22 protein-coding genes and 6 pseudogenes are annotated in these 26,014 nt (G+C 42.8%); 11 read left to right on the top strand and 17 right to left on the bottom strand.

What is annotated here, in order from left to right; genetic code table 11:
* Positions 1 to 124 precede the first annotated feature (124 nt).
* Positions 125 to 873, bottom strand: a pseudogene (locus TT12_RS05605) (YebC/PmpR family DNA-binding transcriptional regulator).
* 399 nt (positions 874 to 1,272) lie between these two features.
* On the opposite strand from TT12_RS05605, the gene TT12_RS05610 reads away from it, so the two are divergent.
* Complete coding sequence (locus TT12_RS05610; RefSeq protein WP_045446426.1) at positions 1,273 to 2,103, top strand: ion transporter; 831 nt, start codon at positions 1,273 to 1,275, stop codon at positions 2,101 to 2,103.
* A 48-nt stretch (positions 2,104 to 2,151) separates the two neighbouring features.
* Here TT12_RS05610 and TT12_RS05615 read toward each other — a convergent pair whose 3' ends face one another.
* Complete coding sequence (locus TT12_RS05615; RefSeq protein WP_045452859.1) at positions 2,152 to 3,453, bottom strand: ABC1 kinase family protein; 1,302 nt, start codon at positions 3,451 to 3,453, stop codon at positions 2,152 to 2,154.
* 138 nt (positions 3,454 to 3,591) lie between these two features.
* Positions 3,592 to 4,128, bottom strand: a complete 537-nt coding sequence (gene aroQ / locus TT12_RS05620; protein WP_045452862.1) for a type II 3-dehydroquinate dehydratase — start codon at positions 4,126 to 4,128, stop codon at positions 3,592 to 3,594.
* A gap of 477 nt (positions 4,129 to 4,605) precedes the next feature.
* Between aroQ and TT12_RS05625 the strand changes: the two genes are divergently transcribed.
* Entirely contained in the window at positions 4,606 to 4,821 is a 216-nt protein-coding gene (locus tag TT12_RS05625) for a cold-shock protein (RefSeq protein WP_011513806.1), read from the top strand.
* A gap of 292 nt (positions 4,822 to 5,113) precedes the next feature.
* A complete protein-coding gene (locus tag TT12_RS05630; RefSeq protein WP_045452864.1) occupies positions 5,114 to 6,268 on the top strand; it encodes a DEAD/DEAH box helicase in 1,155 nt (384 codons plus the stop codon).
* 147 nt (positions 6,269 to 6,415) lie between these two features.
* On the opposite strand, the gene TT12_RS05635 is transcribed toward TT12_RS05630, so the two are convergent.
* From TT12_RS05635 to ilvA, 10 genes and pseudogenes are all read right to left on the bottom strand, one after another.
* Complete coding sequence (locus tag TT12_RS05635) at positions 6,416 to 7,318, bottom strand: sulfite exporter TauE/SafE family protein (protein ID WP_045452866.1); 903 nt, start codon at positions 7,316 to 7,318, stop codon at positions 6,416 to 6,418.
* Positions 7,319 to 7,612: 294 nt separating this feature from the next.
* Positions 7,613 to 7,822 (bottom strand): cbb3-type cytochrome oxidase assembly protein CcoS, encoded by a 210-nt coding sequence (ccoS, locus tag TT12_RS05640; protein WP_045446440.1) that lies wholly within the window; start codon positions 7,820 to 7,822, stop codon positions 7,613 to 7,615.
* A gap of 125 nt (positions 7,823 to 7,947) precedes the next feature.
* Complete coding sequence (locus tag TT12_RS16750; RefSeq protein WP_243443415.1) at positions 7,948 to 8,280, bottom strand: YdcF family protein; 333 nt, start codon at positions 8,278 to 8,280, stop codon at positions 7,948 to 7,950.
* Complete coding sequence (locus TT12_RS05645) at positions 8,210 to 8,719, bottom strand: YdcF family protein (protein ID WP_243443416.1); 510 nt, start codon at positions 8,717 to 8,719, stop codon at positions 8,210 to 8,212. Before TT12_RS05645 ends, TT12_RS16750 begins: the two co-directional genes overlap by 71 nt.
* Positions 8,709 to 9,813, bottom strand: a pseudogene (gene murB, locus TT12_RS05650) (UDP-N-acetylmuramate dehydrogenase). The gene TT12_RS05645 and the pseudogene murB overlap by 11 nt, the downstream one beginning before the upstream one ends.
* 134 nt (positions 9,814 to 9,947) lie before the next feature.
* Entirely contained in the window at positions 9,948 to 10,445 is a 498-nt protein-coding gene (locus tag TT12_RS05655; RefSeq protein ID WP_045452867.1) for a low molecular weight protein-tyrosine-phosphatase, read from the bottom strand.
* A 206-nt stretch (positions 10,446 to 10,651) separates the two neighbouring features.
* Positions 10,652 to 11,092 carry an RNA-binding S4 domain-containing protein gene (locus TT12_RS05660; RefSeq protein WP_045453058.1) on the bottom strand — a complete coding sequence of 147 codons (441 nt, stop codon included), beginning with the start codon at positions 11,090 to 11,092 and terminating at the stop codon, positions 10,652 to 10,654.
* Positions 11,093 to 11,217: 125 nt separating this feature from the next.
* Positions 11,218 to 11,928 (bottom strand): FMN-binding negative transcriptional regulator, encoded by a 711-nt coding sequence (locus TT12_RS15350; protein WP_201605786.1) that lies wholly within the window; start codon positions 11,926 to 11,928, stop codon positions 11,218 to 11,220.
* 29 nt (positions 11,929 to 11,957) lie between these two features.
* Complete coding sequence (locus TT12_RS19325) at positions 11,958 to 12,335, bottom strand: excalibur calcium-binding domain-containing protein (protein ID WP_227678947.1); 378 nt, start codon at positions 12,333 to 12,335, stop codon at positions 11,958 to 11,960.
* Positions 12,336 to 12,460: 125 nt separating this feature from the next.
* Positions 12,461 to 14,014 carry a threonine ammonia-lyase, biosynthetic gene (ilvA, locus tag TT12_RS05675; RefSeq protein WP_045446449.1) on the bottom strand — a complete coding sequence of 518 codons (1,554 nt, stop codon included), beginning with the start codon at positions 14,012 to 14,014 and terminating at the stop codon, positions 12,461 to 12,463.
* 193 nt (positions 14,015 to 14,207) lie between these two features.
* On the opposite strand from ilvA, the gene TT12_RS05680 reads away from it, so the two are divergent.
* From TT12_RS05680 to rpiA, 5 genes and pseudogenes are all read left to right on the top strand, one after another.
* Positions 14,208 to 14,582, top strand: a complete 375-nt coding sequence (locus TT12_RS05680; RefSeq protein WP_045452870.1) for an ArsR/SmtB family transcription factor — start codon at positions 14,208 to 14,210, stop codon at positions 14,580 to 14,582.
* 125 nt (positions 14,583 to 14,707) lie between these two features.
* The gene (arsC, locus tag TT12_RS05685; protein WP_045452872.1) at positions 14,708 to 15,112 is read left to right on the top strand and encodes an arsenate reductase (glutaredoxin); all 405 of its coding nucleotides are present in this window, start codon (positions 14,708 to 14,710) and stop codon (positions 15,110 to 15,112) included.
* Entirely contained in the window at positions 15,102 to 15,848 is a 747-nt protein-coding gene (gene arsH / locus TT12_RS05690) for an arsenical resistance protein ArsH (protein ID WP_045452874.1), read from the top strand. The genes arsC and arsH overlap by 11 nt, the downstream gene beginning before the upstream one ends.
* A gap of 81 nt (positions 15,849 to 15,929) precedes the next feature.
* Positions 15,930 to 17,239 (top strand): annotated as a pseudogene (locus TT12_RS05695) (arsenic transporter).
* A 139-nt stretch (positions 17,240 to 17,378) separates the two neighbouring features.
* Positions 17,379 to 18,036: pseudogene (rpiA, locus tag TT12_RS05700) on the top strand (ribose-5-phosphate isomerase RpiA).
* A 132-nt stretch (positions 18,037 to 18,168) separates the two neighbouring features.
* On the opposite strand, the gene argF reads toward rpiA, so the two are convergent.
* The 3 genes and pseudogenes from argF to dnaB all read right to left on the bottom strand — a co-directional run bounded on the left by argF (position 18,169) and on the right by dnaB (position 21,946).
* Complete coding sequence (argF, locus tag TT12_RS05705) at positions 18,169 to 19,086, bottom strand: ornithine carbamoyltransferase (RefSeq protein ID WP_045452876.1); 918 nt, start codon at positions 19,084 to 19,086, stop codon at positions 18,169 to 18,171.
* A 189-nt stretch (positions 19,087 to 19,275) separates the two neighbouring features.
* Positions 19,276 to 20,380, bottom strand: a pseudogene (gene alr / locus TT12_RS05710) (alanine racemase).
* Between the two features lie 164 nt (positions 20,381 to 20,544).
* Positions 20,545 to 21,946: pseudogene (gene dnaB / locus TT12_RS05715) on the bottom strand (replicative DNA helicase).
* A 347-nt stretch (positions 21,947 to 22,293) separates the two neighbouring features.
* On the opposite strand from dnaB, the gene pdxA reads away from it, so the two are divergent.
* From pdxA to TT12_RS05725, 3 genes are all read left to right on the top strand, one after another.
* Positions 22,294 to 23,373 carry a 4-hydroxythreonine-4-phosphate dehydrogenase PdxA gene (gene pdxA / locus TT12_RS05720; RefSeq protein WP_413786970.1) on the top strand — a complete coding sequence of 360 codons (1,080 nt, stop codon included), beginning with the start codon at positions 22,294 to 22,296 and terminating at the stop codon, positions 23,371 to 23,373.
* Positions 23,374 to 23,718: 345 nt separating this feature from the next.
* A complete protein-coding gene (locus TT12_RS18250) occupies positions 23,719 to 24,123 on the top strand; it encodes a serine hydrolase (RefSeq protein ID WP_279378809.1) in 405 nt (134 codons plus the stop codon).
* Between the two features lie 26 nt (positions 24,124 to 24,149).
* On the top strand, positions 24,150 to 24,893 hold the full coding sequence (locus TT12_RS05725; protein WP_279378814.1) for a serine hydrolase: 744 nt from the start codon (positions 24,150 to 24,152) through the stop codon (positions 24,891 to 24,893).
* Positions 24,894 to 24,977: 84 nt separating this feature from the next.
* Here the strand turns inward: TT12_RS05725 and TT12_RS05730 are convergent, their stop codons facing one another.
* Complete coding sequence (locus TT12_RS05730; RefSeq protein ID WP_045452881.1) at positions 24,978 to 25,844, bottom strand: hypothetical protein; 867 nt, start codon at positions 25,842 to 25,844, stop codon at positions 24,978 to 24,980.
* Positions 25,845 to 26,014 lie beyond the last annotated feature (170 nt).

The following is a 26,014-nucleotide window of genomic DNA, read 5'->3' on the forward strand; positions in this document are numbered from 1 at the left end:
TTTTTCATTATTAAATGGTTGTTATTGCATCATAGAAAATATTGAGTCATAAAACATCAAAAAGCAAACGTTTTTAAACGTTTGGCTTTTTGATGTTTGAGACATAAAGGGTTGCGGGATAAAACTATTGCTCAAGTTGGGTCATTACGTCAGCAGAAAAGTTCACGTTGCTATAAACCTCTTGCACATCATCAATATCTTCTAACATATCAATCATTTTCATGACTTTTAGTGCATCATCGACATTGTCTATTTCAGCACTGGTAGACGGTGCCATGGTCACTTCAGCATTGTCAGAGACCAAACCTGCAGCATTAAGCGCATCTTTGACATGACCGAAATTTTCCCATTCAGTGATGACGAGCAAGCTTTCACCATCATTCTCGATATCAAGCGCGCCTGCATCTAATGCCACTAGCATGACTTCATCTTCTAGGCTTGTATCATTAAATATGATTTCACCGCGCTTATTAAATAGATAAGCGACCGAGCCAGTAGTACCCAGATTGCCTTCATTTTTGGTAAAGGCGTGGCGTACTTCACTGACTGTTCGGTTAAGATTGTCAGTCAAGGTTTCGACAAGTACTGCGACGCCGCCGATACCATAGCCTTCATAGCTACTTCGTCCATATTGTCATTGTCATCACCGCCTGTACCACGAGCTACTGCACGGTTGATGGTGTCTCGCGTCATGTTGACAGATAGGGCTTTTTCAATGACAGCACGTAGGCGCGGATTCTTGTTAGGGTCAGGATCACCTTGCTTGGCAGCAGAGACAATTTCACGAATAATTTTAGTGAATACTTTACCTTTTACCGCATCCTGACGGGCTTTACGGTGTTTAATATTTGCCCATTTTGAATGGCCTGCCATATAACATCCTTAAGTTTTGCGTATTATTTATTGTGCTTAAAACAAGTTTTAATAACAATCTTTTACTATGAGTGTGTCATGAATGAGCGTATTTATACATTTTAAGATTTTTCAATCTGCATGATGACACACCTCAAATCGCCTGTTTCTATGATATAGCTTGCACTATCTCTTTGAAGTAACAGAGCTACCGAGACGTTAACGATTTGTATTTTGTTGAGAGTGCTTTTTTGCTACACTGTGGCAACTTAGTGATTGTATTCACAGGTGACCTGTGAGCAATATTATAAACCAATTTTATCTATTTTGACTAACTTGGCTTATCCAGCGTATTTTAAATCATTGGTTGCTATCAAGCCATTAATTTTATATCGCTACTGACTCGATACTACTGACTATATGAAGCAACCGACGGCTGAAGCCATTACCCACCTGCGCAACCGCATTCATATTATTATTGAAGGCACAGATACCCGTTTGGGTAAACTTTTTGATATTGTATTATTGATTGCGATTTTGACCAGTGTGGCTGTGGTCATGCTTGACAGTGTGCTATACATGCGCCTGCAATATGGCACTATATTCTTTTATGCTGAATGGTTTTTTACCATTTTATTCACGATAGAGTATGCGCTCAGGTTGTTTTCAGCGCCTAACCGCGTGCGTTACGTCTTTAGTTTTTTTGGGGTAGTCGATTTATTGTCTGTGCTGCCAAGTTACCTAAGCCTCATGTTTGTGGGGGTACAGTATCTATTAGTGATACGGGTTTTGCGTATTTTACGTGTGTTTCGCGTTCTCAAGCTCAAAGCTTATATGCAGCAAGCGGGATTTTTGGCCTCGGCGCTTAAAACCAGTCAGCAAAAAATCACGGTATTCTTTTTGTCGCTGGTATTATTGGTCACGATTTTCGGCTCGATTATTTACGTGGTAGAAGGTCCTGAAAATGGCTTTACCAGTATTCCGCTGTCTATCTACTGGGCAGTCGTCACCATGACCACGGTCGGTTACGGTGATATGTCACCCAAAACGCCGCTAGGTCAAGCGATTGCGAGCATGGTCATGATTACGGGTTATTCGATCATTGCAGTGCCAACGGGGATTTTTACTTCTGAGCTGGCACGTAATATGCGTCCGCAACTCAATCCCGTCACCTGTCCTAATTGTGGCAAGTTCGGTCATGCCATTGCAGCAGAATTCTGTGATCGTTGTGGACACGCTTTGCACATTTAGCCGTGTTTGTGCGTTGTTTACTTTCTTAACACTCTATATTTTATATCGTTATACATCAATGTATTCACTAACGAGCGGTGATAAGTCAATCTCAACACCGAGGTTGACCAAGTTCCAGTATTGTCCTGACACTGTGCGATCTAGCATCATGGTGGTTGCAGAAGGTTGGAATTGACCAAAGTACTTCAACGACGTCCGCATTTGAGCAATGACTTCGTGATGAACCTGACTTTGACCAAAATCAAAAGCGCCTTGTTGATAAGGTTGAATAGACAGAGGCTTTAGCCCAATGGATAGCCATTTCTCATAAAACTCTCCGGGGATATTTTTATCGTCATCACGGCGAATATCAAGAGCGATGAGGTCCTGCTCAAGGGCAGTAACATCTCCTTTAATGGCATGCTTGGCAAAACGGCGGAACAATTGAACTTCGCTGTCACTATAGCTACGGATGCCGCCAAAATCATAAGCCACCACACTGCCATCTTTGCGAAAGGCAAAGTTGCCGGGATGTGGGTCACAGTGCATACGGTATAAGCCAAATAGTTGTCCTGCGGTAAAGTGGAACAGGCGCTTGGCTATGTGTTGTTTGATGTCATTGTCCCAAGTCGCCGCGACGGTCAGGGTTTCTCCCATCTCTTCTGTTAGGGTTAAAATCCGTTTAGAAGAGTGGCTGCCAATGACTTTAGGAATGATAAGACCTTTGTCTTCTGCATGAAATGCGCCAAACACTCGTAAGTTATGCGCTTCTTTAATATAGTCCAACTCATCATGTAAACTTTGGCGAATCTCGTTGAATAGTTGCTCTTGCAACTGCTTGCTCATATTGAGCACACCCGCGATTTTTAGTGCCATGCGTACTTGTTTGAGGTCACTATCACAGTTTTCATCGACATCAGGATATTGAACTTTAACCACCACTTTTTGACCAGATGGCAAAACGGCTTTATGCACTTGACCGATGGAAGCCGCCGCAAACGGTGTTTCATCAAATTCGCTAAATAATTCTGCGACAGGCGCTTTAAGCTCGCGCTCAATTTGTGCACGTATCTGCGCATAGGGCATGGGCGGCGCATCTTTTTGCAGCTTTTCTAACGCTGTCGCTACTTCTGGTGGGAACACGTCTTTATATTGCGAGGCAATTTGCCCGACCTTCATCACCGCGCCTTTCATTTCACCCAACGTTTCGGCTATCTGAATGCCCACATCTTGCATCAGCTCTGAGCGTGCTTGCAAACGTTTTTCTTCGTCACTTGAGAGGTGCTTAAATGAGTTTTTAGCTGCTTTGCCGGCAATGCTTGCTGTCATGCCAGCCAATTTCATAAAGCGCTTTCCAGACGATTTTGCCATTCATATCACCATGTAGTGGGTTGTTTGCTTGCTCAGTCATAATTTTAGTATTTTAGTCAAACAATTGCTGTTTAACTCGTGTGCTATTGATAAAGCATAGTTATACAATTCATGATTTTCGGTAATCAGGATTGAGCATTAATTGCTGATTGTGACAGAGTAGAGGCTATCAAGCCAGTAGGACAATGCCATTTGATAACCCAGATGCCCCAAACCACAAATAACACCGACGGCGACATCGCTTAGATAAGAATGATGGCGAAAAGGCTCGCGCGCATGCACATTGGATAAGTGTACCTCTATAAACGGTTTTTGTGTGGCCAAGAGCGCATCACGTAACGCAACCGAGGTATGAGTAAAGGCGGCGGGATTAATGATAATGGCATCGACTTGCAGGGCGGTATCCGCTAAAAGTCCATGATATTGGATATCATCTATCAGTTTACCTTCATAATTGGATTGTATACATATCAATTCAATACCGTGCTGAGCTGCACGTGCGATCAGACGTTCCTCGATATCTGCTAGTGTCGTATGACCATAAATCTCAGGTTCGCGCTTACCCAATAAATTCAAATTGACCCCATTAACGAGCAATAACTTATGAGTGAGTGTTTTATCGGCATTTTGCTTTGAAGGCGTGACGGTTGGTATAGACTGAGAGGGAGAGGTCATAATGGTCTCTATAACGATGAAACGAGGTTGAGGATTTATTATTTGTTATAAGGTTTAGATACTATATAAGCATAAAATGGCATAAGCGTAAAATTGCACAGTTTAATCAAAGCTTTCTCTTTATGATAACAGCTTGATGGCGAGGTTATAAAAAAATTACATGAAAAATAAAGCTAAAGCCAAAAAATCATGTTAAAAGTCTTTATGTTGCTAAAAACCCGTGCTATGATATTTTTTATGCAATAATTATTGCAAGTTTGTTGCTACTGCCGAAGTAGAGCAATCAGTAAGGCAGTCGTTATGTTTGTAAATACTCACTGTGTTGCTACATACCATTATTTGCTATAGATGCGGTATGTAGGTGATAGTAGTGAGTATAGTACTCTTAAGTTTTTGATTTCATCATCTTAGATCCCGTTTATATGCAATGTTGCAAAGGAATTTGGGGCTAAGCGGACTTTTTTAGGAAGCAATATTATGTCAGCTCGTGAGCAAGGTATCGTTAAGTGGTTTAATGACTCAAAAGGCTTTGGCTTCATTCAACGTGACAGCGGAGAAGATATTTTTGTCCATTTCCGCGCGATTCAAGGTGATGGCTATCGTTCTCTAAAAGATGGCGAAAAGGTCGAATTCAGTGTGGTAGAAGGTGATAAAGGCCTTCAAGCTGAAGAAGTCAGAAAAGTAGAAGAGTAATCTATCCGGTCATTAGAGCGGTTTAGCTATAATGTCTGTAGACACTACTGATATACTACTGAGTCAAGCCCGTTTTATCTTACCCATGTTGAGTCAAAATCAGCATGTTTGGTGGGATCAGGCGTTAGGCTTGGCTTTTTTTATGCCCGTATCTCAGTCAGCTGTATATAGATTCCATATTGTTGTTGCTGCTTAATTTAGACAGCAATATAACGGGTTATCATGAGCCTATTTATCATGAGTCTACTTATTATTAGTAATGAACAAGTGATTAATTTAAAAGGATATTTTTTTGAGTAATTTTACCACGTTTACTGATTTGCCACTTTCAGCACCGACCTTACGTGCCGTAAGTGATCTAGGTTTTACGGCATTAACGCCCATACAAGCACAAATATTACCGCATACCTTGGCAAATCAAGATGCTATTGGACAGGCGCAGACGGGTACTGGCAAGACGGCAACCTTTCTATTGACTATTATGGAAGCCTTGCTTAAACGTCCTTTTACCAATGATGAAGAGCGTTATTTGGGTGAGCCGCGCGCAGTGGTCATGGCGCCCACTCGCGAGCTTGCTCAGCAAATATTTGATGATTGTATCGCTTTGACCAAATATACTTCGCTACACAGCGTTTGTATTATGGGTGGCACCAATTATGAGACTCAGCAGCATGAGCTTGAGCGTCAATATGTCGATATTTTGGTCGCGACACCTGGTCGTTTGATTGATCTTGCCAATAAAGGCATGGTTTATTTAGATCGAGTGGAAGTACTGGTGTTAGATGAAGCAGATCGCATGCTAGATATGGGTTTCATCCCTGACATCAAGCGTTTGGTCGGTCGGATGCCAGCCAATACAGACCGTCAAAGCTTACTGTTTTCTGCCACCTTTAACCAAGATGTGATGAATCTAGCCTATCGCTGGTTGCATGAGCCGCAGTTTGTTGAAATAGAGCCAGAACATAAAACCAGTGAGTTAGTCGATCAGCACTTTTACTTACTGACAGAAGATCAAAAATTAGAAGCGTTGCAGCGTATCATCAGTGATACGGCAGTGGATAAAGTGATTGTCTTTGCCAATCGTAAAGACCAAGTCAAGCGTCTCTATCATAAGCTGCGTCAAGCGCATAAAATTGTGATGTTGTCAGGCGATGTCATTCAACAAAAACGCGAAAAGTATTTACAGCGTTTTAAAGATGGTCATGCTTCTATCTTGGTGGCAACTGATGTCGCAGGACGCGGTATCCATGTCGATGATGTTAGCCACGTGGTTAATTATACTTTGCCTGATCAGCCAGATGATTACGTGCATCGTATTGGCCGTACGGGTCGTGCTGGACAGACAGGCATCAGCATTAGTTTTGTGAGTGAAGATGATGCTTTTAATATACCCGCGCTAGAGAAGCACTTAGATACTAAGTTTACCCTTGAGCAGTGGCAAGAGTAGTGATTTATAAGCCGTCAGTTCTACTATAGTGTACAGCTGTCGGAATCATAAAAGCTCAACGTCATGATTGATGTTAAGGGCTTTTTTATATGGTGGATTGTGATGTTAAATGATTTTATATTTTAACAATATCTATTATCGATGATTCTATTGAGCTTGTTCCATCATTTCAGAATATTCATCGTGGTTCATGTTGATCGCGCCATCACTCATATCATGCATAATATGATCCATACCTTGGGGAGTTGTGCTGTTATCATTTGGCATCATATTATGGCTGCTGTGATCCATATTTGTATCCATCGGCATATCCGTCATTTGTGGATCGCTCATTTGCATATGATCGCCTTGCATATTGGACATATCATGGCCCCCATGCATGCTAGACATTGCTATAGGGACAAACACAACGGCTAAGCCAGATAATACCATGACAGCGCCATTAAGCTGTCTCAAGCGAAAACGTCCAATCTTGTCACGTAACCAGCCAACGGTTTCGTGCGTGGCGACTAGCATCGGAACGGTTCCTAAGCCAAACACAAACATGAGTGCGGCACCGCTTAGTGGATTGTGAGCGACTACTGCAATCAATAATGCACCGTAAACCAATCCGCAAGGCAAAAATCCCCAAAGCAGTCCAGCCGTTAATGCTCGCGGAAAGGTGTTGAGTGGAAATACTTTTTGACGAAGTGGACTGAGATATTGCCAAAATCTCATACCAAAACGCTCAAGATTTTTTAAAAATGGTGCGCCAAGCATGGTCACGCCGACGAATACTAACACCAAGCCTAGCAAGATACGTGGCGTACTGTTACCTTTCATTAAGGGCTCTAGTACAGTGGTGCCAATCAGTCCTGCCATCAAACCCAAAAATGCGTAACTGGTTAAACGACCTAAATGGTAAGTTGCCACAAGAGCACGGCGTTTGGTAGGGCTGACGTCTTTCATCGATAGCCCAAATGCTGTCACCAGACCGCCACACATGCCTAAGCAATGCGGTGAACCAAAAAATCCCATCAGTAGTGCCGCAATAAGTAAAGCGGTGGTCATGGGGCGATTCTCCTAAAAAATGAAAAGCAAACCTACGCATACAATCGGCGTTTAACCAACACTTAACAGTAGGCTGCGCAGATAGTACAAGCCTTGATAAGTGGTTATGGCATCCACCTCGTTCAATGTACTAAGTCGTACTATTTGCGCTCGGTTGCCATATATTCACACTTTTAATAGCTTCCACTATAGATAAGGTGGCTCAATGCTAGATTTTTGGCTGTTTATCAAGGTCAGAATGAGTGATTGACTCTGTATCAGGATGGCTCACCTTATCATCAGCGACTATATCAGTCACTGTGGTATCGTCATTCTGCGAAATAGGCGCTGAGTAATCATGAGCTGTATGGTTTGCCGTCGCTCTTGGCGATCATCCAATATGATGCGCTGTGATGCATTGTCCAGATCTTCAAACTGGTTTGATTTGACCGCATAGCGTACTGCCCAAATGGCAACCACAAACAGCATGAGACTTAATGGAATTAACAAAAATATACTGAGCATGGTAACTCTCTTAAATAGCATTTTCTTTTATTATTATACACTCATCACAAGTATAGTGGATGATCGGTAGTGATTAGGATGAGTTATCAAAAGATATTGAACTGGCTACCTGCTTGTATTTAACTTTATTCGTCAGGTTTTTTTGCTGCGTTACCTCTAGGAGTTAACAGCTGCTGTGAAGTCACGTCGTTGGCATGACGACAATTCATTTGAGGACGTATCACATCGCGTAAATAAGCGGCAACTTCATAAACAGCGCGTCGAGAATGACTTAAGTTTTGCGCAGGTCTCATCCAGTCACGGCTCACTGGTAAAGGGGCGCTAAGTGGTGTGCTATTGATACCATTTAAGGCAAACTGTCTACGAGCACGTGCCATATGGTAGCTGTCAGTAATGAGATACACATGATGCAGTGGAATACGTTTGGCGGTAAAACGCGCATTTTCGCAGGTATTCATACTGGCATTTTCGCTTATCAGCATCAATACCATGCTCAATGAGCCATTGACCAAGCCATGGCGCTTCAGCACCGCTTAGCACAATAGGTAGGGGTAAGTCGTGATAAGCGCTGGCAGCGGTACGGGCACGGTTGAGGCTGTAGCTATTAAGAATAATTTGATTGTCATGATCATTGGTTAGTCCGCCGCCTAACACCACATAAGCGGTAGGCGGTGAACTCAACGCAGCAGAGGGTAGGCTGGGCAATGGCAAAAGCGTAAATAGATAAACAATCGCTTGGGAGAACAGCGGCGTGAATAGGCTGATGAGTACTAAAATAACAGTCGTTGAACCAAGTAAAAAGGTAATATTAATAATGCGAAATAGCTTTATCATACGCTCAGCTGAACGCAGGTAATAACGCCATAGTCGCTTAGATAATAGCCGCTTAGACCACATGCTCATCATACCCAATAGAGCCGTCAGTATTTACCCAAACTGGCTCACGCGCTAACTGAATCGCAAATTTTTCATAAACCGTATCGACGATATGTCGTTGGGCATCTGCTACATCATCTTGAGTGGCGTGATAAGGGGCATGATTGGTCAGCACCAAGGCTTGCTGCTGATGGGTGACAATCGGTGCAATACCACCACCTTTCAAGCCTGTCTGTTCAATCAACCAGCCTGCCGCAACCTTTACCATGCATCAGGCATAGCGTAGCCGACGATAGTAGGGTAGGTCGATTGTAAAGCAATAAAGTGCGATTGAGGAATAATGGGGTTTTGAAAAAAGCTACCACAATTTGGCAGATGCTTGGGATTAGGGAGTTTTTGCTGACGAATATCAATAATCGCTTGCATGATATCCGCAGGCACTGGCTGCGTACGATCGTCTTGCTCGGCATATCGTTGTGCAACGGTTTGCACATCACCATAGCTGGCTAGGATTTTGGTTGCATCGGTATGTAATCTGAATCCAACACAGCTGATTAACCAGGTATTAGGCGCACGTTTAAAAATGCTGTCACGATAGCCAAACTCGCAGTCGGCGGCTGTGAGATGATGCCAAGTTTGAGTGGGTAAGTGATAGCTCGTACATACTGTAAGCAGTCTTCTAGTTGGACACCATAGGCACCGATATTTTGTACGGGTGCCGCACCAGTTAGCCCTGGGATTAGTGCCAGATTTTCTAGCCCATACCAACCTTGACTGACCGTATATACCACCAAGTCATGCCAGTTTTCGCCTGCCATTACTGCGATATCGACGTAACTATCTGTCTGAGCGGTTAGGCTGATACCGCGCATTTGGGGCTGCAATACGATAGCATTCAGATGCGCTGGTAATAACACATTACTACCGCCAGACAACACAAATAATGGCTTATTTTGTGCTATGTCTTTTGTATAATTTGCCATAAAATCATCAAGCTGTGCTTCAGCCGTCAGTGTCACGACAGTATCTGCGACACAGGCTAAGGCCATGGTATTACCATGTGACAAATCGACTAATTCACGGGTCAATAAGCTCGCTGGCAAATCAGTGGTCATGGCAAATTGAGTACTAGAATCCAAGCGTGAAACTGAGGTCATAACATAGCCCATGTGGCAGATAGATAATGGATTACACAGTGTTTATTATAAAGGATGAAAGATAAAAAGGTGGCAGAAAGTTAGCTTTATCGTTAGCAAGCTTTCCAGCTTTCAATCCACGCTTGTGCGCTTGACTCAATACGCTCAATCACCTCTTCAAAGTCGTCATCATCGCCTTTATAAGGATCTGGCACATCGTCGCCGCCATAAGTAGGATCTTCTTCACTAAATAAAGCCAACTTGGCCAAATTGTCTTCTGTCTCTATCAAGCTGTCTTTAACGGCTTGTAAATCAGCTAAATTCTGTGTATCCATCGCTAGAATTAAATCAAAATTACGAAAGTCATCGGCACTGACTTGGCGGGCGACCAGTTTATTGATTTTATAACCATGCGCTTTTGCATGGCGTTGCGAGCGAGTGTCGGGCGCATGACCAATATGCGAGTCACTCGTTCCTGCTGAATCTACTTTGATTGACAATCCAGCAATCGCTGCTTGCTGACGAAAGACTTCTTCAGCCGTTGGCGATCGGCAAATATTTCCCAAACAAACCAATAATACAGAAGACGGAGTACAGGTTTTCATCAGCATAATATGACCTTGTATAACAAAAAAACATGCTATAAGAGACCGGCATGTTAGTGCGGCTTTTATTAGCATGCAATTAATTAAGTAAATCGGCTGTCAGCGTAACGGTTAATGCCTTGAATGGCAAGAGTAGAAGCTAAACAATACGGTCATCTGTTCACGAATCTTCGATGATATTATTTATAATCTAAGGTTGTACTTTGACCAGCTTATTCTTGTTTGTGCTTAAAGCGCTGAAGGTCACGGCGCTCTTTTTTGTTGGGTTTATTATCAGGCCGTGCAAGATTGGCAAGTTTGCGCTGCTCAGCATGATAAGCGCGGCGCTCTTCGCTTTCTTCAGTTTCTGAATACAAGACTTCAGCAGCGAGCGCATTACCACGTTGCGCCGTTAGTGCTTCAACGACGACGGTCTTTTCAGTCATGGCAGTGGCTGAGCCTTGACGAATCTGTAGTTCATCGCCAACCATAATCTCTTTACTGGTCTTTACGCGGCTACCCGCATAATGTACCCGTCCGCTTTCGATGGCTTCTTTGGCGAGATTACGTGTCCGATAAAATCGTGCTGCCCACAACCACTTATCGAGACGCATACGCACGACATCAGGTTGGCTATGGCTAGGCTGATTGTGGTTTTTGTTGTGTTTACTCATCAAAACCTCATAGATATCCATAAAGTAAGATAATATTAATGGTGCTTTTTTTGCAAATTGAAAGAGCCTTGCGCTATCAAAATGTTTAAAAATAGATTCTTATGGTAAAGAGAGAAAGTCTCGTCTTAGCCATTATTCTGATTGGCAACTTTCATCGCCATTTCTGCCGCATCATTTGTCTTTAACTGCGCTAAACCGTTAATCACACCTGTGATATTTTCTACGGTTTTATTTTGGCTTAATTTAAATTGGGCTTGTATAGAATCGATGGGCAGCTTAAAGCCAATAATCCCTCGGCACATAGCATCGATATAAGTAGCAGGTGCCTCATCTAATGACCAAGGATGGTCGGATAGCACCTCTTGCTGCGCAGTCATGGTTGCTAATATCCATTTCAGCGTATCGGTGTCTTCAAGCAGTTCAATTTTGGATTGAATATGGACGCTTTGATAGTTCCAAGTGGGCACTTCTTTATGGGTTTTCGCTTTACTAGGATACCAGTTGGGGCTGATATAATGTCCAGAATCTTGAAAAATAATTAACCACGCAGTATCTGGTAAGGCGTTCCGATAAATAGGGTTTTTACGACCGAAATGACCGTAAAGATAGCCGTGCTGAGCATTAGAGTTAATATCAGAATCAGAATCAGAATCAGAATCAACACCAACACCAACACTAGCATCAGGCATAAAGTTATCGTTATGCCAGAAGAGCGGTATATGGCAGGCTTCGATGCCATCTTTGGTTTGAGCAACCAAGGTCGCTAAGGGGTTGGCTGCGATAAATCCAATGATATTTTCTAGGTTTTCTTCGGCAAAAATAGCAGGAATATGCATGCTGTTCTCAGTTTATATTTGATATAAAATCAGCGACACCACTGCTGCTCACATGGGATACCATCATTATTACCATCCATTTTGGTATTCGGGCAGTGTTGTACAAAGTAAGTGGCTTCTGCGCATGACGTCATCTGAGAGCAATGCTTTCTGCCATCACAGGTAAAGCTTGATGCTGACGACGTGAGTACTGGTTTTACTGCCGAGACTGATGTTGACGTTGCATCTGAATCGACGTACGTTGGCGGTATGTCATCCAGATCAGTTGAGGTAAAAGCAGCGTCAACTGGAGTATCAGTCGCAACGTCAGCAATAGGGTTACTGGTCGTGTTTTTAGGTTGCAGCATCTTATAACCCAAAAGTGCTAAAACCAGTAATAATACAAAGATCAATATCTTTTGAGTCACACTTTACCACCTCATCATGGTCGCTATGAATTAATGAAAGCTACTAATGCATAATCACTGTTCATTCATCAATGGCGGCTTTTTAGTGATTAACAAACAGCCATTGATGGATTGATAGTCTATTTTTATTTCAAAAATAATTGATAGCCAATATTGTCATTGAGCATGGTGCAGTCATAGCCGATATCGAGTAACGCGTCTTGTAATTGACGAGAGTTACCCTCAGACGCTTGCAAACCGACCAATACGCGACCCTCGGCGGCACCATGATTGCGATAATGAAACAAAGTGATATTAAAGTCATCACCCAGTTTTTCTAAAAACTTCAGCAATGCCCCTGGACGTTCAGGGAAAACCACACTTAATAATTGCTCGTTTGCAACATGCGCATGACCACCAATCAAATGGCGGATATGTGATTTGGCAATATCATCATCGGTCAAATCATGAGCTGTATAGCCATCAGCTGCCAATTGGGTGCGAATGGTTTTACGCTCTTTGTCGCCTTCTTTTAGTGCGATACCGACAAATATTGATGCAGGTTCCATAGAGTCAGGTGATTTTTTACTATCGGCGCGATAATTAAACTCAGTGATATTGCGTCCATGTAAGCTACGGCAGAAATTTAAGAAAGCGCCTGTCTGCTCAGGAATCGTCACACCAAAGATGGCTTCTTTTTTCTCACCAATTTCAGTACGCTCAGCGATATAACGTAGGCGGTCAAAGTTCATATTGGCACCGCAAATAATACCGACGCAGTTTTTACCTTGCAGATTATGGGCTTCGATATATTTTTTCATACCAGCAACGGGTAACGCGCCCGCAGGCTCAACGATACTGCGATTTTCTTCAAAGATGTCTTTAACCGCCGCACATACTTCGTCATTGGTACAAGTCACCACTTCAGGCTCGACTAAAGGACCTGATTTATCACTCTTTTGCATGCGGACAATTTCAAATGGCAATTCGCCGATTTGAGCAACTGCCACGCCATCGACGAACAGTCCAACTTGCTCAAGCTTAACGCGCTCATTGGCTTCAAGAGCCGCTTTAAGAGAAGCTGATTGCTCTGCTTCCACCGCAATCACTTTGACATGCGGCGCAACTTCGCCCAAAAATGCCGCGACACCTGAGATGAGACCACCACCGCCAACCGCGACGAACACATAATCCATATTGCGCCATTGCTGAGTTAGCTCAAGACCAATGGTACCTTGTCCGGCAATCACCAATTCATCATCGTAAGGTGGGATAAAGGTCAGACCTTCTGTTTCAGCGCGATTGATTGCATAACGGTTGGCTTCATCGAAGCTATCACCATACAAATCGACATTGCCGCCAAGCGCCTTTACTGCATCTACTTTAATGTCAGGTGTAGTGGTGGGCATCACGATGATATTGTTTAGGGCAAGTTTACGGGCAGAATAAGCAACCCCTTGGGCATGATTACCTGCTGAGGCGCAAATGACGCCGCGTACTTTTTGCTCATCACTTAACTGACTAATTCGATTATAGGCACCACGCAATTTAAAGGATTTGACCGGTTGCAAGTCTTCGCGTTTAAAACGAATGTCATTAGCAAAACGTTGGGTCAGCTTGGGTGCCGCTTCAAGTGGTGTTTGAATTGCCACGTCATAGACGGTGGCTTGCAAGATGGCTCGTACCCAATGTGACAACATAATGTTCCCTAATAAAAAGTGTGGATGAATAGAAAATTAAATAGATTAGCCTATGCTGATTTTAACGGTCTTGCAAGACCCTATTGCAGTTTTTGCAGCGATTTCAATTTTTGATGAAAGATAGGGTGATTTTATCTCAATATTTTTTAAATAAAATATTGAATTATTTCCATATGTCTGTATTATTGGACATATGGAAATAATAAATGCTATCGCCAGCTTTGCTGCGCTCTCTCAAGATACTCGTCTCAAGGCTTTTAGGTTGCTCGTCAGCCAAGAGCCCGTTGGTCTGCCAGCAGGTGAAATTGCTCGCAAACTGTCTGTGCCACATAACACGATGTCAGCACATTTATCGGTGCTGGCTCGTGCAGGGTGGGTGGTGTCTCAACGGCACAGTCGGCAGATAATTTATCGCGCCTCACTGTCACATATGGAGGAGGTTATTCAGTTTCTATTGCAAGATTGTTGTGCGGGACATCCAGAATTGTGTGCGTCTCTTATGGACAGTTTGAGCGGATGTGAGCGTGCCAAACCTGCTGATGCAGACAGTCTTTCAAACAATCAGTAAGCCCATAACTGATTTAACAAACCTCTTTATTACTAGGGCGTGTCCTCATTTTTAGCTCATTTAGTCAATTTTTTTAAGATTGAGGACATACCCTAAGCATATTCATAAATATAGGTAAAATTACTATGACATCACTAATTTTTCACAATCCAAAATGCGGTACGTCTCGCAATACATTGGCCATCATGAAAGCATCAGGCGAAAATCCAGAAGTAATTGAATACCTTAAAACCCCGCCAAGCCGTGATTATTTAGTTGAGCTGTTGGCAAAGATAAACCTTTCACCAAGAGAGCTGTTACGAAGCAAAGAGCCTGTCAATGATGAGCTAGGATTAGACAATCCTGAATTGTCTGATGATCAAATCATTGATGCGATGATTGCCCATCCCATTTTAATCAATCGTCCTATCGTGGTCACCAATAAAGGCGCAGCATTATGCCGCCCATCTGAGCGCGTATTTGAGTTGTTAGAGAATCCCGTGAGCAGCTTCACTAAAGAAGATGGGGAAGTGATTTATCATGGCAAATAAAACAACAGATTTAGATGTGATCGATTTGTGTGATTTGCCCAATATCGATGTAGACAGTATACAGCCTATTGATATTGAGTCTTTAATTGGTGCAAATGACCCGCGCCATGCGCCAAGAATATTGGTGCTATACGGCTCTCTACGCCAGCGCTCATTCTCTAAACTGGCCAGTGAAGAAGCGAGTCGTCTATTGCGTTGGTATGGTTGTGAGGTTCGAACCTTTGATCCGACGGGTTTACCATTGCCTGATGCTGTTGATGCCAATCATCCAAAAGTACAAGAGCTGCGAGAGTTGGCGCAGTGGTCAGAAGGTATGCTTTGGGTGAGCCCAGAGCGTCATGGCAGTATGACCAGTATTATGAAAGCACAAATTGACTGGATTCCATTGTCATTAGGTGGTGTACGTCCAACTCAAGGAAAAACTTTGGCAGTGATGCAAGTCAGCGGTGGCAGTCAAAGCTTCAATACGGTTAACCAATTGCGCATTCTTGGGCGTTGGATGCGGATGATTACCATACCCAATCAGTCCTCTATTCCTAAAGCTTTTTTGGAATTTAACGACGATGATCGTATGGATAAGTCTCCTTTATATTTGCGTCTCGTGGATGTTTGTGAGGAGTTGGTGAAATTCACTTGGCTGACCCGTGGACGCTCAGCCTATCTGACTGACCGTTACTCTGAACGGGTAGAAAGCGCAGAGGAGCTGTCGCAGCGCGTCAATCAAAAATCACTCTAATGTATCCTCTCATCATTCATTTTCTCATACTTGCTCTTACATAATTGTTCTTATAATAATTAAGCCTAAAAAGGTTACTCAATGATCGCATTGATTATATTTATCGTGACTTTGGTTTTAGTGATATGGCAGCCCAAAGGACTGGGTATTGGCTGGAGTGCAATGGGCGGCGCATTGATTGCCTTAGCTTTTGGCGTGGTAAAGCTCTCCGATATTGGTATTGTGTGGGACATCGTTTGGGATGCGACTTTTACCTTTGTGGCGCTTATCATCATCTCGCTTATCTTAGATAAAGCAGGATTTTTTGGCTGGGCAGCACTGCATGTGGCTAGGCTTGGCAATGGGCAAGGACGTTTGCTATTTCCTATGATTGTGATTTTAGGCGCGTTTATCTCGCATTTTTTGCCAATGATGGGGCAGCATTGCTATTGACCCCGATTGTCATCGCTATCTTGCTGCGACTTAAATTTTCACCACCATCTGCTTTGGCATTTATCATTGCGACTGGCTTCATTGCTGATACCGCAAGTCTGCCGTTAGTCACTTCTAATCTGGTCAATATCGTTAGTGCCAATTATTTTGACATTGGTTTTGGCCGTTATGCAGCAGTGATGATACCGGTCAATATTGTTTCTGTATTGGCGACGCTGGCCGTATTATGGGTGGTCTATGCACGGCACATTCCAAAACACTACTCCATTGCTGATTTGAGTGCACCCGAGTCTGCGATTGAAGATCCGTTGGTCTTTAAAGCAGCCTTTCCGCTGCTCGCGTTGCTACTTATTGCCTACTTTACGACTGAGTCATTCGGCATTACTATCTCCTTGGTGACAGGAGTGGCGGCGTTACTGTTAATGGCTATCGCAGGTCGCTGGTGGCAAGGAGGGCGTGATGCCGTTGTTTCTGTATCTGATATCCTGCGTCAAGCACCTTGGCAAATCGTATTATTTTCCATCGGTATGTACTTGGTTGTTTATGGCTTGGGCAATGCAGGATTGACTGCCTATGGTGCTCAAGTTTTGAATTGGTTGGGGCAGCAGGGTATGGTCATCGCAACAGTAGGAACTGGATTCCTCTCCGCTATTGTAGCCTCTGTCATGAATAATATGCCGTCTACTTTAGTAGGTGCATTGGCGATTGATAGTGCGCAAGTACCTGCTGCCACTCGCGAGCTCATGATTTATGCTAATGTGATTGGTAATGATTTGGGGCCGAAATTCACACCTATCGGTAGCCTTGCGACTTTATTATGGCTCCATGTATTGGCAGAAAAAGACTATAAAATCAGTTGGGGGCAGTATATGAAAATTGGACTGCTTATTACCCCGCCCGTACTATTGGTCACGCTACTGGCTTTGGTTGTTTGGTTGCCTTATCTATCTACATTTTAAAATTTGAGTGAATGTCTTGCGATTAGCGTGGCTATTACGCTGACATCCATTAAGCGCATCGGGTATAATGGCGGCGCATTTTACCTTTTTACCCTTTACTTTTTTTAAAGCGATACGTTTATTTTGCCAAGGATTTATGATGAGTGATCAGCAAGCACAAAAGCAAGCCGCAGCCAAAGCGGCTCTAAGTTATATCGAAGAGACATGATACTTGGAGTAGGCACAGGCAGTACGGTCAACTGTTTGATTGAATTATTGCCAACTGTAAAGCTTGCTGGCGCGGTGGCTAGCTCACAGGTCACTGAAGACAAACTTCGTGCCCTTGGTATTGAGATAGTGGATTTAAACTTTGCTGGTACGCTTGATATTTATATCGATGGGGCAGATGAGGTCAATGAGCATTTGCAATTGATAAAAGGCGGCGGCGGCGCGCTCACTCGTGAGAAAATCGTGGCAGCGGCTTCTAACAAATTTATATGTATGGTTGATGAGAGCAAAAGCGTTGAGGTGCTAGGTCGCGAGTTTCCTGTTCCTATTGAGGTACTGCCGCAAGCACGTTCTTATGTCGCACGGCAATTAGCCGTATGGGCGGTGAGCCAGTTTACCGCGAAGATTTTGTGACTGATTATGGCAACGTCATCTTAGATACTTATGATTTGGATGTTAGTAATCCGATAGCGCTTGAGAAAGAGCTGAATAATATTGTGGGTGTCGTGTGTAATGGTATTTTTGCGGCCAATCAAGCTGATGTATTGCTGAAAGCAGGTAGTAATGGTGTGACGACACTTATTCGTTAAAAAATGCTTACTCGTTAAAAATCGGTTAAGCAGTGGCTTATCGTTCATCATAAAATAAAAAGGCAGATCATACTAAATGTGGTCTGCCTTTTTCGTACTTACTCTTCCATAAATAGATTATGGCGATATTTTTTAAAGTTTAATTTTATCTTTTAACAAAAATTCCATCAAGGCTTTTTGTGCATGTAAGCGATTTTCAGCTTCATCCCATACCACTGAGCGTGGATCGTCAAGCATATCATGAGAGATCTCCTCACCACGATGCGCGGGTAGACAATGCATAAATACCACTTCAGGATCGGCTTTATCCAATAGCGATGGCGATACTTGATAAGCGGCAAAACGGCGCGCACGAGTATTTTGTTCAGACTCTTGTCCCATGCTTGCCCATACATCGGTGACAATTAAATTTGAATCTTTCGCGGCTTCTTGTACGTTTTCGACAATACTGACGCAATGCGAGAAGCGTTTCATCAGCTCAGGGTCAGGCTCAAACCCATAAGGCGCAGCGACGCGTAGCTCAAAGCCAAACTGATGGGCTGCTTGCATATAGGATGCACACATATTATTGCCATCACCAACCCAAGTAACGATTTTATTTTCGATACTTCCACGGTGTTCATAATAGGTTTGCATATCAGCCAGTAGCTGGCAAGGATGAAATTCGTCAGTTAAAGCATTAATAATAGGCACGCTTGAGTATTCAGCAAAGGTTTCAACTTTTTCGTGACCAAAGGTACGAATCATGATGATATCGACCATGCTCGATATGACACGAGCGGAGTCTTCTAGCGGCTCACCACGCCCAAGCTGGGTATCATTTGGCGACAAAAAGATAGCACTACCACCAAACTGACCCATACCTGTCTCAAATGAGATGCGCGTACGGGTTGAGGATTTTTCAAATATCATGCCAAGCGTACGACCAACAAACGGCTGATATATCTCGCCTGCGTGTTGCATCTTGCGTAATTCGCTGGCGCGTTTTATAAGGTTTTCTAATTCTTGTTTGGTTAAATCAGATAAGGTCAAAAAATGGCGCAAACTCATAGTAATCCTAGCAGTCGATCGCAGTCAGTGAAACGTCATCAGTCTTTAATAGCATCGCGTCAGTGCGTATGCTGGGGTGACAACAAACTTTTAGTATAGCGCAATTAGGCTTAATGTAAATGTCCAATTTGCCGTGATTTATAAGTCTGGCAAACAGACATTACATGAATAGTGATAAGGTCAGCATAATTATACTTGTATGCGATTTGGGCGAATGCTTAGGCGGCATAGTAGCTCATAGCTAATCGTACCAGCATGCGCGGCGACTTCATCGACGTGCGGGGCATCGCCCCACAGAATTACTTTACTGTCTAACGCAATGTCTTCTGGCGCGGTACTGACATCAATGACAATCATATCCATTGCCACGCGTCCAATGACTGCGCATCGATAGCTTTGATCGTTGGTAGTATCTATAACAGTGACATAGGCTTCATGCTGATGACGCGAGGGTAACCATCGCCGTAGCCGACACTCACCAGCGCTGTTCTAGTGTCTTTCTGCGCTGTCCAACGACTGCCATAGCCAATAGCATTGTCTGCCTGAACTGTTTGCAGGGCGATAATTTGTGCGCTGAAATCCATCGCTGGCTGTAAGTCTAACTCATGCGCGCTTTTATCAATGACAGGGGCGCTACCATATAAAATAATGCCGGGACGTACCCAGTCATAATGATGCTCTGGAAAATTAACGATACCGGCTGAATTGCATAATGAGCCTTTGATATCGTTGCTAATAGTCTCTTGCAAAGTGCTTAATACATCTGAAAAACGCTGAATTTGCATTGAATTTAATGGATGAGTGCTGTCATCGGCATTAGCAAAATGCGTGGCTAGTATCAGCTGATATCCCGCTTCATGCAGCGCTTAGCCGCTGCCATAATACCTTCAGCGTTGAAGCCTAGACGATTCATACCAGTATTATATTTAAGCCAAACCACTCTGGTCGCACTACTGGCTGGTGGGATATTGTCGAGTGCCCACTGCAATTGCGGTGCATGATGAATCACGCAGCTAATATCATGCTCAATGGCTTGCTGCCACTCATCAGCGGTAAATGCCCCTTCAATCAAACCAATCGTTTTGTCCCAGCCTAACTGCCGAGCTTCTAGCGCCTCAGTCAAGGTTGCAACACCAATACCGTCTGCTTGTTGCAATGCAGGCAATACCGCTGCTACGCCATGTCCGTAAGCGTTGGACTTGACCATGGCTAGGACTTTAGAGTTTGATGCCATTTTCTTAACTTGGTTTAAGTTGTGAGTAATGGCTTGTGGTTTGATTGTGATAGTACGCATAATTGGCTTCTTTATAAGTAGAATTATGAAATTATAAAGCCAGTACTGCATTAATTAGGCTAATGCAGCACTGGCTATTTTATTAAAAACTATTTGTTCGCTTATGATTAAGCTTCAGTTTTTATCAGGCTGATTTCTATTAGGCTTAAGTTTTATAAGATTGATTACTCGTCATTCTCGAAACTGACGTTTTGATAGTATTCTGGCGTTAGGTTAATAAAGCGGGTAAATTGCCCTTCAAAGCCCAAACGTATAGTGCCGATAGGGCCGTTACGCTGTTTACCAATGATGATTTCAGCCACGCCTTTGTGGTCTGTATTCTCATTATAAACCTCATCACGATAGATGAACATAATCAAATCGGCATCCTGCTCAATCGCACCCGATTCACGCAAATCCGACATGATAGGACGCTTGTTAGGGCGGTTTTCTAGACTACGGTTAAGCTGTGATAAGGCAATAACAGGGCATTCAAGCTCACGTGCTAGCGCTTTGAGACTCCGTGAAATCTCAGAGATTTCCCCAACACGGTTGCCATCTAGGTTTGGCACTTTCATCAACTGGAGATAATCGACGACGATAGCGCCAAGCTTGCCGTCATGGTTTTTGGCGATACGGCGGCAGCGTGAACGCATCTCAGAGGGTGGCAAAGCAGTACTATCATCAATATAGAGATGCTTTGATTGCAAGTGCTGAATGGCGTTCATCATTTTTGCCCATTCGTCTTCGTTCATTTGCCCAGAACGCAGATGCGTCTGATTAATCGCGCCCCATGAGGACAGCAAACGCATGACGATAGACTCAGCAGGCATCTCCATCGAAAATACCACAACAGGCAGATCTTCGTTAAATAAAATACCTTCTGCCAAGTTCATTGCAAAAGTGGTTTTACCCATAGAAGGGCGCGCAGCCACAATGATTAAGTCACCTGCTGCAAGCTTGGGTTTTATTATTCAACTCAGCAAACGGCGTCTGCAAACCAATCATGCCATCGGGATTGGATTTGAGTTCTTGAATCTTATCAATAACATTGGTCAAAACAGCCGTAATGCCCACAGGTCCACGCTGTTCAGCGCGTTTATTGTGCTGCTCATTGATGCTAAATATCTTACCCTCAACACTGTCTAAAATATCACTGACGGTTTGGTCTTTAGGATTATAGGCGAGCGTAAGCATCTCATTGCCAGTCGTAATCAGTTGGCGTAGAGTAGATAGTTCACGGACGCGCTGAGCATAGGCGGTCAGGTTAAACAAGGTCGCAGGGCTTTGGCTCAAAATATCTGCCAAGTAGCTATCGCCGCCTGCACTTTTAAGGAGTTTTTGTGCTTCTAGCCAGTCGTGTACCATGACCGTATCATAGGGTTCGTTGACTGCCGCTAAATGAGCAATAGCATCAAAAATATACTGATGTCGCCCTGCATAAAAATCATCTTTGGTAACGATATCAGCAATCTTGTCGTACGCCTCTTCGATACTCATTAAGGACGCGAGCAATGCCTTTTCAATATCGATATTGTGCGGCGGTGTCTGATTGAGTAAGTCGTCGGTTTTTTCGTTGTCTGCCATGATTGCCTAATGTGTCAAAAGTCGATATAAAAGAGGGTATAAATGGGTATGTGACATCAGGGTTTTATTGGGTGCTGATACAGCAAATAAAACGCCACGTGCCACTATAATTGAAGTACCAAAACCTGAGCTCGGTGTTTACTGGTAAATGCTATAATGAAAAGCGAAAGTTTAACACATAATAGGTTTTTTTCGGCACCCATAGACAACTATCTATTCTAGATGACAGTTGTAATAAGTAAAAAATTATCTATACAATATAAGTGTCAGTACTTATTTTTCCCATAAAAAATACAATAAAATTCACGACTCAATATAAATATAAAGGCGTAGTTACGATGCAAGATATACAAAAAAAATTGCCATTATTAATCACAACTGGTGAGCCTGCTGGTATTGGAATGGATATCGTGCTGCTATTAGCGGCTGAGGGTAAATTGCAAGATTTTGAACGCCCAATTTGGGTCACTGCCGATAGCACTGCTATGACAAAGCGCGCAGATGAGTTGGTTGCAGCTGGCGTGCTGACAAATTCACCTATCTGGCAAACTATTGATATCGATGCCGATGACTTTAATTTTAACGTTGTAGAGCAGATGTTGCAGCCAGATACTGACGTGGATAGTTCTTTTATTCTGCTTAATATATCTTGTGCTGAGCCAGTTGTCTGCGGACAAATTAACACGCGCAATTCAGCAATGGTTGCTAAGCAGTTAGACGTTGCCCATCAGTTGGCAACCAACAAAATAGTGGCGGCTATCGTCACTGGACCATTGCAAAAGTCTGCATTGATAGAAGCTGGTATTAAGCTATTAGATGGCACGATGTTTAGCGGTCATACAGAGTTTTTTATGCAGCAAAGTGGCTGTGATAAAGTGGTTATGATGCTCGCCAATCAAGCCATGAAAGTGGCGCTTGTTACCACTCATTTACCACTAAAAGATATCCCTGCTGCAATCACGTCTGACAATGTACGCCAAACCGTACAAATTGTCGTCGATGAGATGAAAGCAAAATTTGGCTTAACGCAACCACGTATTTTAGTCTGTGGTCTCAATCCACATGCAGGCGAGGGTGGGTATTTAGGTATAGAAGAGATTGAAATTATCAATCCAGTCTTGCAAGAATTTATCAAAGCAGGCGTAGACATATCAGAGGCGATGCCAGCGGATACCTTATTTACACCCAGACATCTAGCCAACTGTGATGCGGTGATTGCGATGTATCATGACCAAGGGTTGCCGGTGCTGAAATCACATGGTTTTGGTGATACGGTCAATCTTACCTTAGGACTGCCGTATATCCGTACCTCGGTTGATCATGGGACTGCGCTTGATTTAGCGGGGCGCGGCAATGCTAGTGCCACTAGCTTGTATCAAGCATTAAAAATGGCAAACGAGATGGCAGATAAACCGCTTATTAAATAGACCTCTTGCATAAGCCGGCACCTTAGCGACATTTATCACGCAGTATTGGGTAACTTTAGTGTGAGTAATGGCTATTTATGAATTATCAAACAGGGTTTAATATAATTGGTTCCACCATAGCAGTCTGTTATAAGTGGTCTATTAATAGGTTTAGAGGGCTGAAATAGCTGGTTCTGCTAGGGTATATCCTAAAAGATCCATTCTATGATACTAAATTGCTAAGATTGTCGGGGATTCAGCATTCTGAGATAATGTAAGATGGTATATCTGAACTGAAAGCAAAGCGCTATTTGCATGCTCACTAAATTATCAGTACATCTATCAGAATAAATGAGAAGCCCTAGAATGAAACAATCTTTTCAGACCCTGTTAAATCAAGTGGGACTTACCGCTTTAGTGACAGCATCATTACTATCTGGAACAGTACAAGCAGCAGATAACAATGACCATCTAAAGAGCACCGTTGATCAACAAGCCAAATTACTAATGAATGAGCATGATATTTCAGGGATGTCTTTTGGCGTCATCATCGATGGCAAATCACATTTTTATCATTATGGTTTGGCTGATAAGAAAGCCAAAATACCTGTCTCAGAAAACACTATTTTTGAGCTAGGCTCAATCAGTAAGACGTTTGCTGCTACCTTAGCCAGTTATTCAGAATTAAATGGCACACTTACATTAGAAGATACTGCTGATAAATATATTCCCTACCTAAAAACAGCACCATTGGCAACACCAAGCTTATAAACTTAGTTACCTATTCAGCTGGCGGTCTGCCGTTACAAGTACCTGATGAAGTCAAAAACAATAAAGAGTTGCTTAGTTATTATAAATCTTGGCAGCCAGTCTTTTCTGTCAACTCAAAGCGTTTATATTCCAATGCCAGCATAGGATTGTTTGGTTATATATCGGCATTGAGCATGGATGCTGATTACACACAATTGATGGAAGAAAAAATACTGCCGTCACTCAATATGCCCAACACCTTTATCAATGTGCCTAATGACAAAATGGCGGATTATGCGTTTGGTTATAATGCTGTTGGCGATGCTATCCGAGTCAATCCTGGCATGTTAGACGCTGAAGCCTATGGCATTAAATCCACCATTAAAGATATGACGCAGTTTATGGCGGCGAATATGGGGCTGGTGCCGCTGGATAAAGATATTCAGCAAGCGTTAGACAATAATAGAAAGGGTTACTATCAGGCGAGTACTTTTACCCAAGGGTTAGGATGGGAGATGTACTCTTATCCTACTCAGCTAAATACCTTACTCGAAGGTAACTCAATGGATGTGGTGCTAAAGCCTCAAGCCATTAAAATAGACAATCATCCAACGTCTATTTTAAACAACGTCTGGGTCAATAAAACAGGCGCTACTAATGGGTTTGGTGGCTATATCGCTTATATTCCTGCCGAAAAATCAGGCATTGTCATTCTGGCAAATAAAAACTATCCCAATGCAGATAGGGTCAAAGCAGCGTATACGATTTTAGAGAGTGTGATAACTCATTGATTAAGCATGAGTCACAAAGCAACCTTATAAAAACGACCTTCCACTAATAACCCAGCTAGATGCTGGGTTTTTTACGTTCAACTTTTAAGAGCAACCTTCCACCAAATAAATCGCTTCTGGTATACCAATATCTATGCTTTCTACCTCACCTTTTAATAGGTTTTTATGCTCTGCTGTCCACTCAGTCGCCTTAATCATAGAATCACTCAGCTTTTGACCACCCTTGACATGATATTCAATTTGTAGGGGTAACTTATCCTGTTTATTATTAAGCTCAATATTGTCATCTTTTAAGAATTCTCCAAGTGGGCTTTCTTTTATTACCTTGAAATTGACATTAGCAATCAGGTTATAGTAGTCACCATCAACCGCATATTTATCGATCTCGTAGCTAAGCTCGTCATTATGTGCTTTCATAACGTCTGTAGCGGAATTGCCAACGTTGATGTCTTTATAAAACGGGATACTTGGATCCTGAATATTAATCAGGGCAACCTTGTTGTCTATGATTTGATACAGCACAGAAGCACGTTTACCGTACTTTTTATCGATATAGCTCAGCTCTGGATTACTGACGTAATAGCATTTTTCGTTATCGCTCTTGGCTTTGGTCATTCCTAGGCTGCTTAGTAGTTCAGGAGTAATAACCTGACCAAAGCTTAGTTTCTGATACCCTGACGGGCTGACGATTTGTTCATCAGCTATATCTGTCGCTTTGTTAGTTTGGGCTTCATCTATAGCACTTGTATCTGTAGGTGCTGGATTGACAGGCATCTCATCATTCTCGATCATATCTTTGTCTATATTATTCGTTTGTGTAGTGTCATCGTTATTTGTAGATGAGGGCTGTAAGTCACAGCCTGTCATCTGTTGTACAGCAGCGATTAATAAAGTAGAAGCCATTGCCGTTCTAATTATCGGCAATGATGATTTTGAATGAAAAGTTAACATGGCTCAATTCCTGAATTCAGATCATTGATATTAATATATACCTCAATGAACCTTGTATAAACTGTTTTTCTTATGCTCAATTTCATTTAAGATAACGTCTAATCGGTGCGTCTATAGCGCACTAAAGACGAATAGAATATGTATGGTAAGCACACCATAAAGTACACCGT

This window comes from Psychrobacter sp. JCM 18903 (genome assembly GCF_000586475.1).
GTDB lineage: Bacteria > Pseudomonadota > Gammaproteobacteria > Pseudomonadales > Moraxellaceae > Psychrobacter.

Coding starts and splice junctions, on each gene's coding strand:
- TT12_RS05610 (WP_045446426.1), top strand. CDS start 1,273: ATGAAGCAACCGACGGCTGAAGCCATTACCCACCTGCGCAACCGCATT.
- TT12_RS05615 (WP_045452859.1), bottom strand. CDS start 3,453: ATGGCAAAATCGTCTGGAAAGCGCTTTATGAAATTGGCTGGCATGACA.
- aroQ (WP_045452862.1), bottom strand. CDS start 4,128: ATGACCTCTCCCTCTCAGTCTATACCAACCGTCACGCCTTCAAAGCAA.
- TT12_RS05625 (WP_011513806.1), top strand. CDS start 4,606: ATGTCAGCTCGTGAGCAAGGTATCGTTAAGTGGTTTAATGACTCAAAA.
- TT12_RS05635 (WP_045452866.1), bottom strand. CDS start 7,318: ATGACCACCGCTTTACTTATTGCGGCACTACTGATGGGATTTTTTGGT.
- ccoS (WP_045446440.1), bottom strand. CDS start 7,822: ATGCTCAGTATATTTTTGTTAATTCCATTAAGTCTCATGCTGTTTGTG.
- TT12_RS16750 (WP_243443415.1), bottom strand. CDS start 8,280: ATGAATACCTGCGAAAATGCGCGTTTTACCGCCAAACGTATTCCACTG.
- TT12_RS05645 (WP_243443416.1), bottom strand. CDS start 8,719: ATGTGGTCTAAGCGGCTATTATCTAAGCGACTATGGCGTTATTACCTG.
- TT12_RS05655 (WP_045452867.1), bottom strand. CDS start 10,445: ATGCTGATGAAAACCTGTACTCCGTCTTCTGTATTATTGGTTTGTTTG.
- TT12_RS05660 (WP_045453058.1), bottom strand. CDS start 11,092: ATGAGTAAACACAACAAAAACCACAATCAGCCTAGCCATAGCCAACCT.
- TT12_RS15350 (WP_201605786.1), bottom strand. CDS start 11,928: ATGCATATTCCTGCTATTTTTGCCGAAGAAAACCTAGAAAATATCATT.
- ilvA (WP_045446449.1), bottom strand. CDS start 14,014: ATGTTGTCACATTGGGTACGAGCCATCTTGCAAGCCACCGTCTATGAC.
- TT12_RS05680 (WP_045452870.1), top strand. CDS start 14,208: ATGGAAATAATAAATGCTATCGCCAGCTTTGCTGCGCTCTCTCAAGAT.
- arsC (WP_045452872.1), top strand. CDS start 14,708: ATGACATCACTAATTTTTCACAATCCAAAATGCGGTACGTCTCGCAAT.
- arsH (WP_045452874.1), top strand. CDS start 15,102: ATGGCAAATAAAACAACAGATTTAGATGTGATCGATTTGTGTGATTTG.
- argF (WP_045452876.1), bottom strand. CDS start 19,086: ATGAGTTTGCGCCATTTTTTGACCTTATCTGATTTAACCAAACAAGAA.
- TT12_RS18250 (WP_279378809.1), top strand. CDS start 23,719: ATGAAACAATCTTTTCAGACCCTGTTAAATCAAGTGGGACTTACCGCT.
- TT12_RS05730 (WP_045452881.1), bottom strand. CDS start 25,844: ATGTTAACTTTTCATTCAAAATCATCATTGCCGATAATTAGAACGGCA.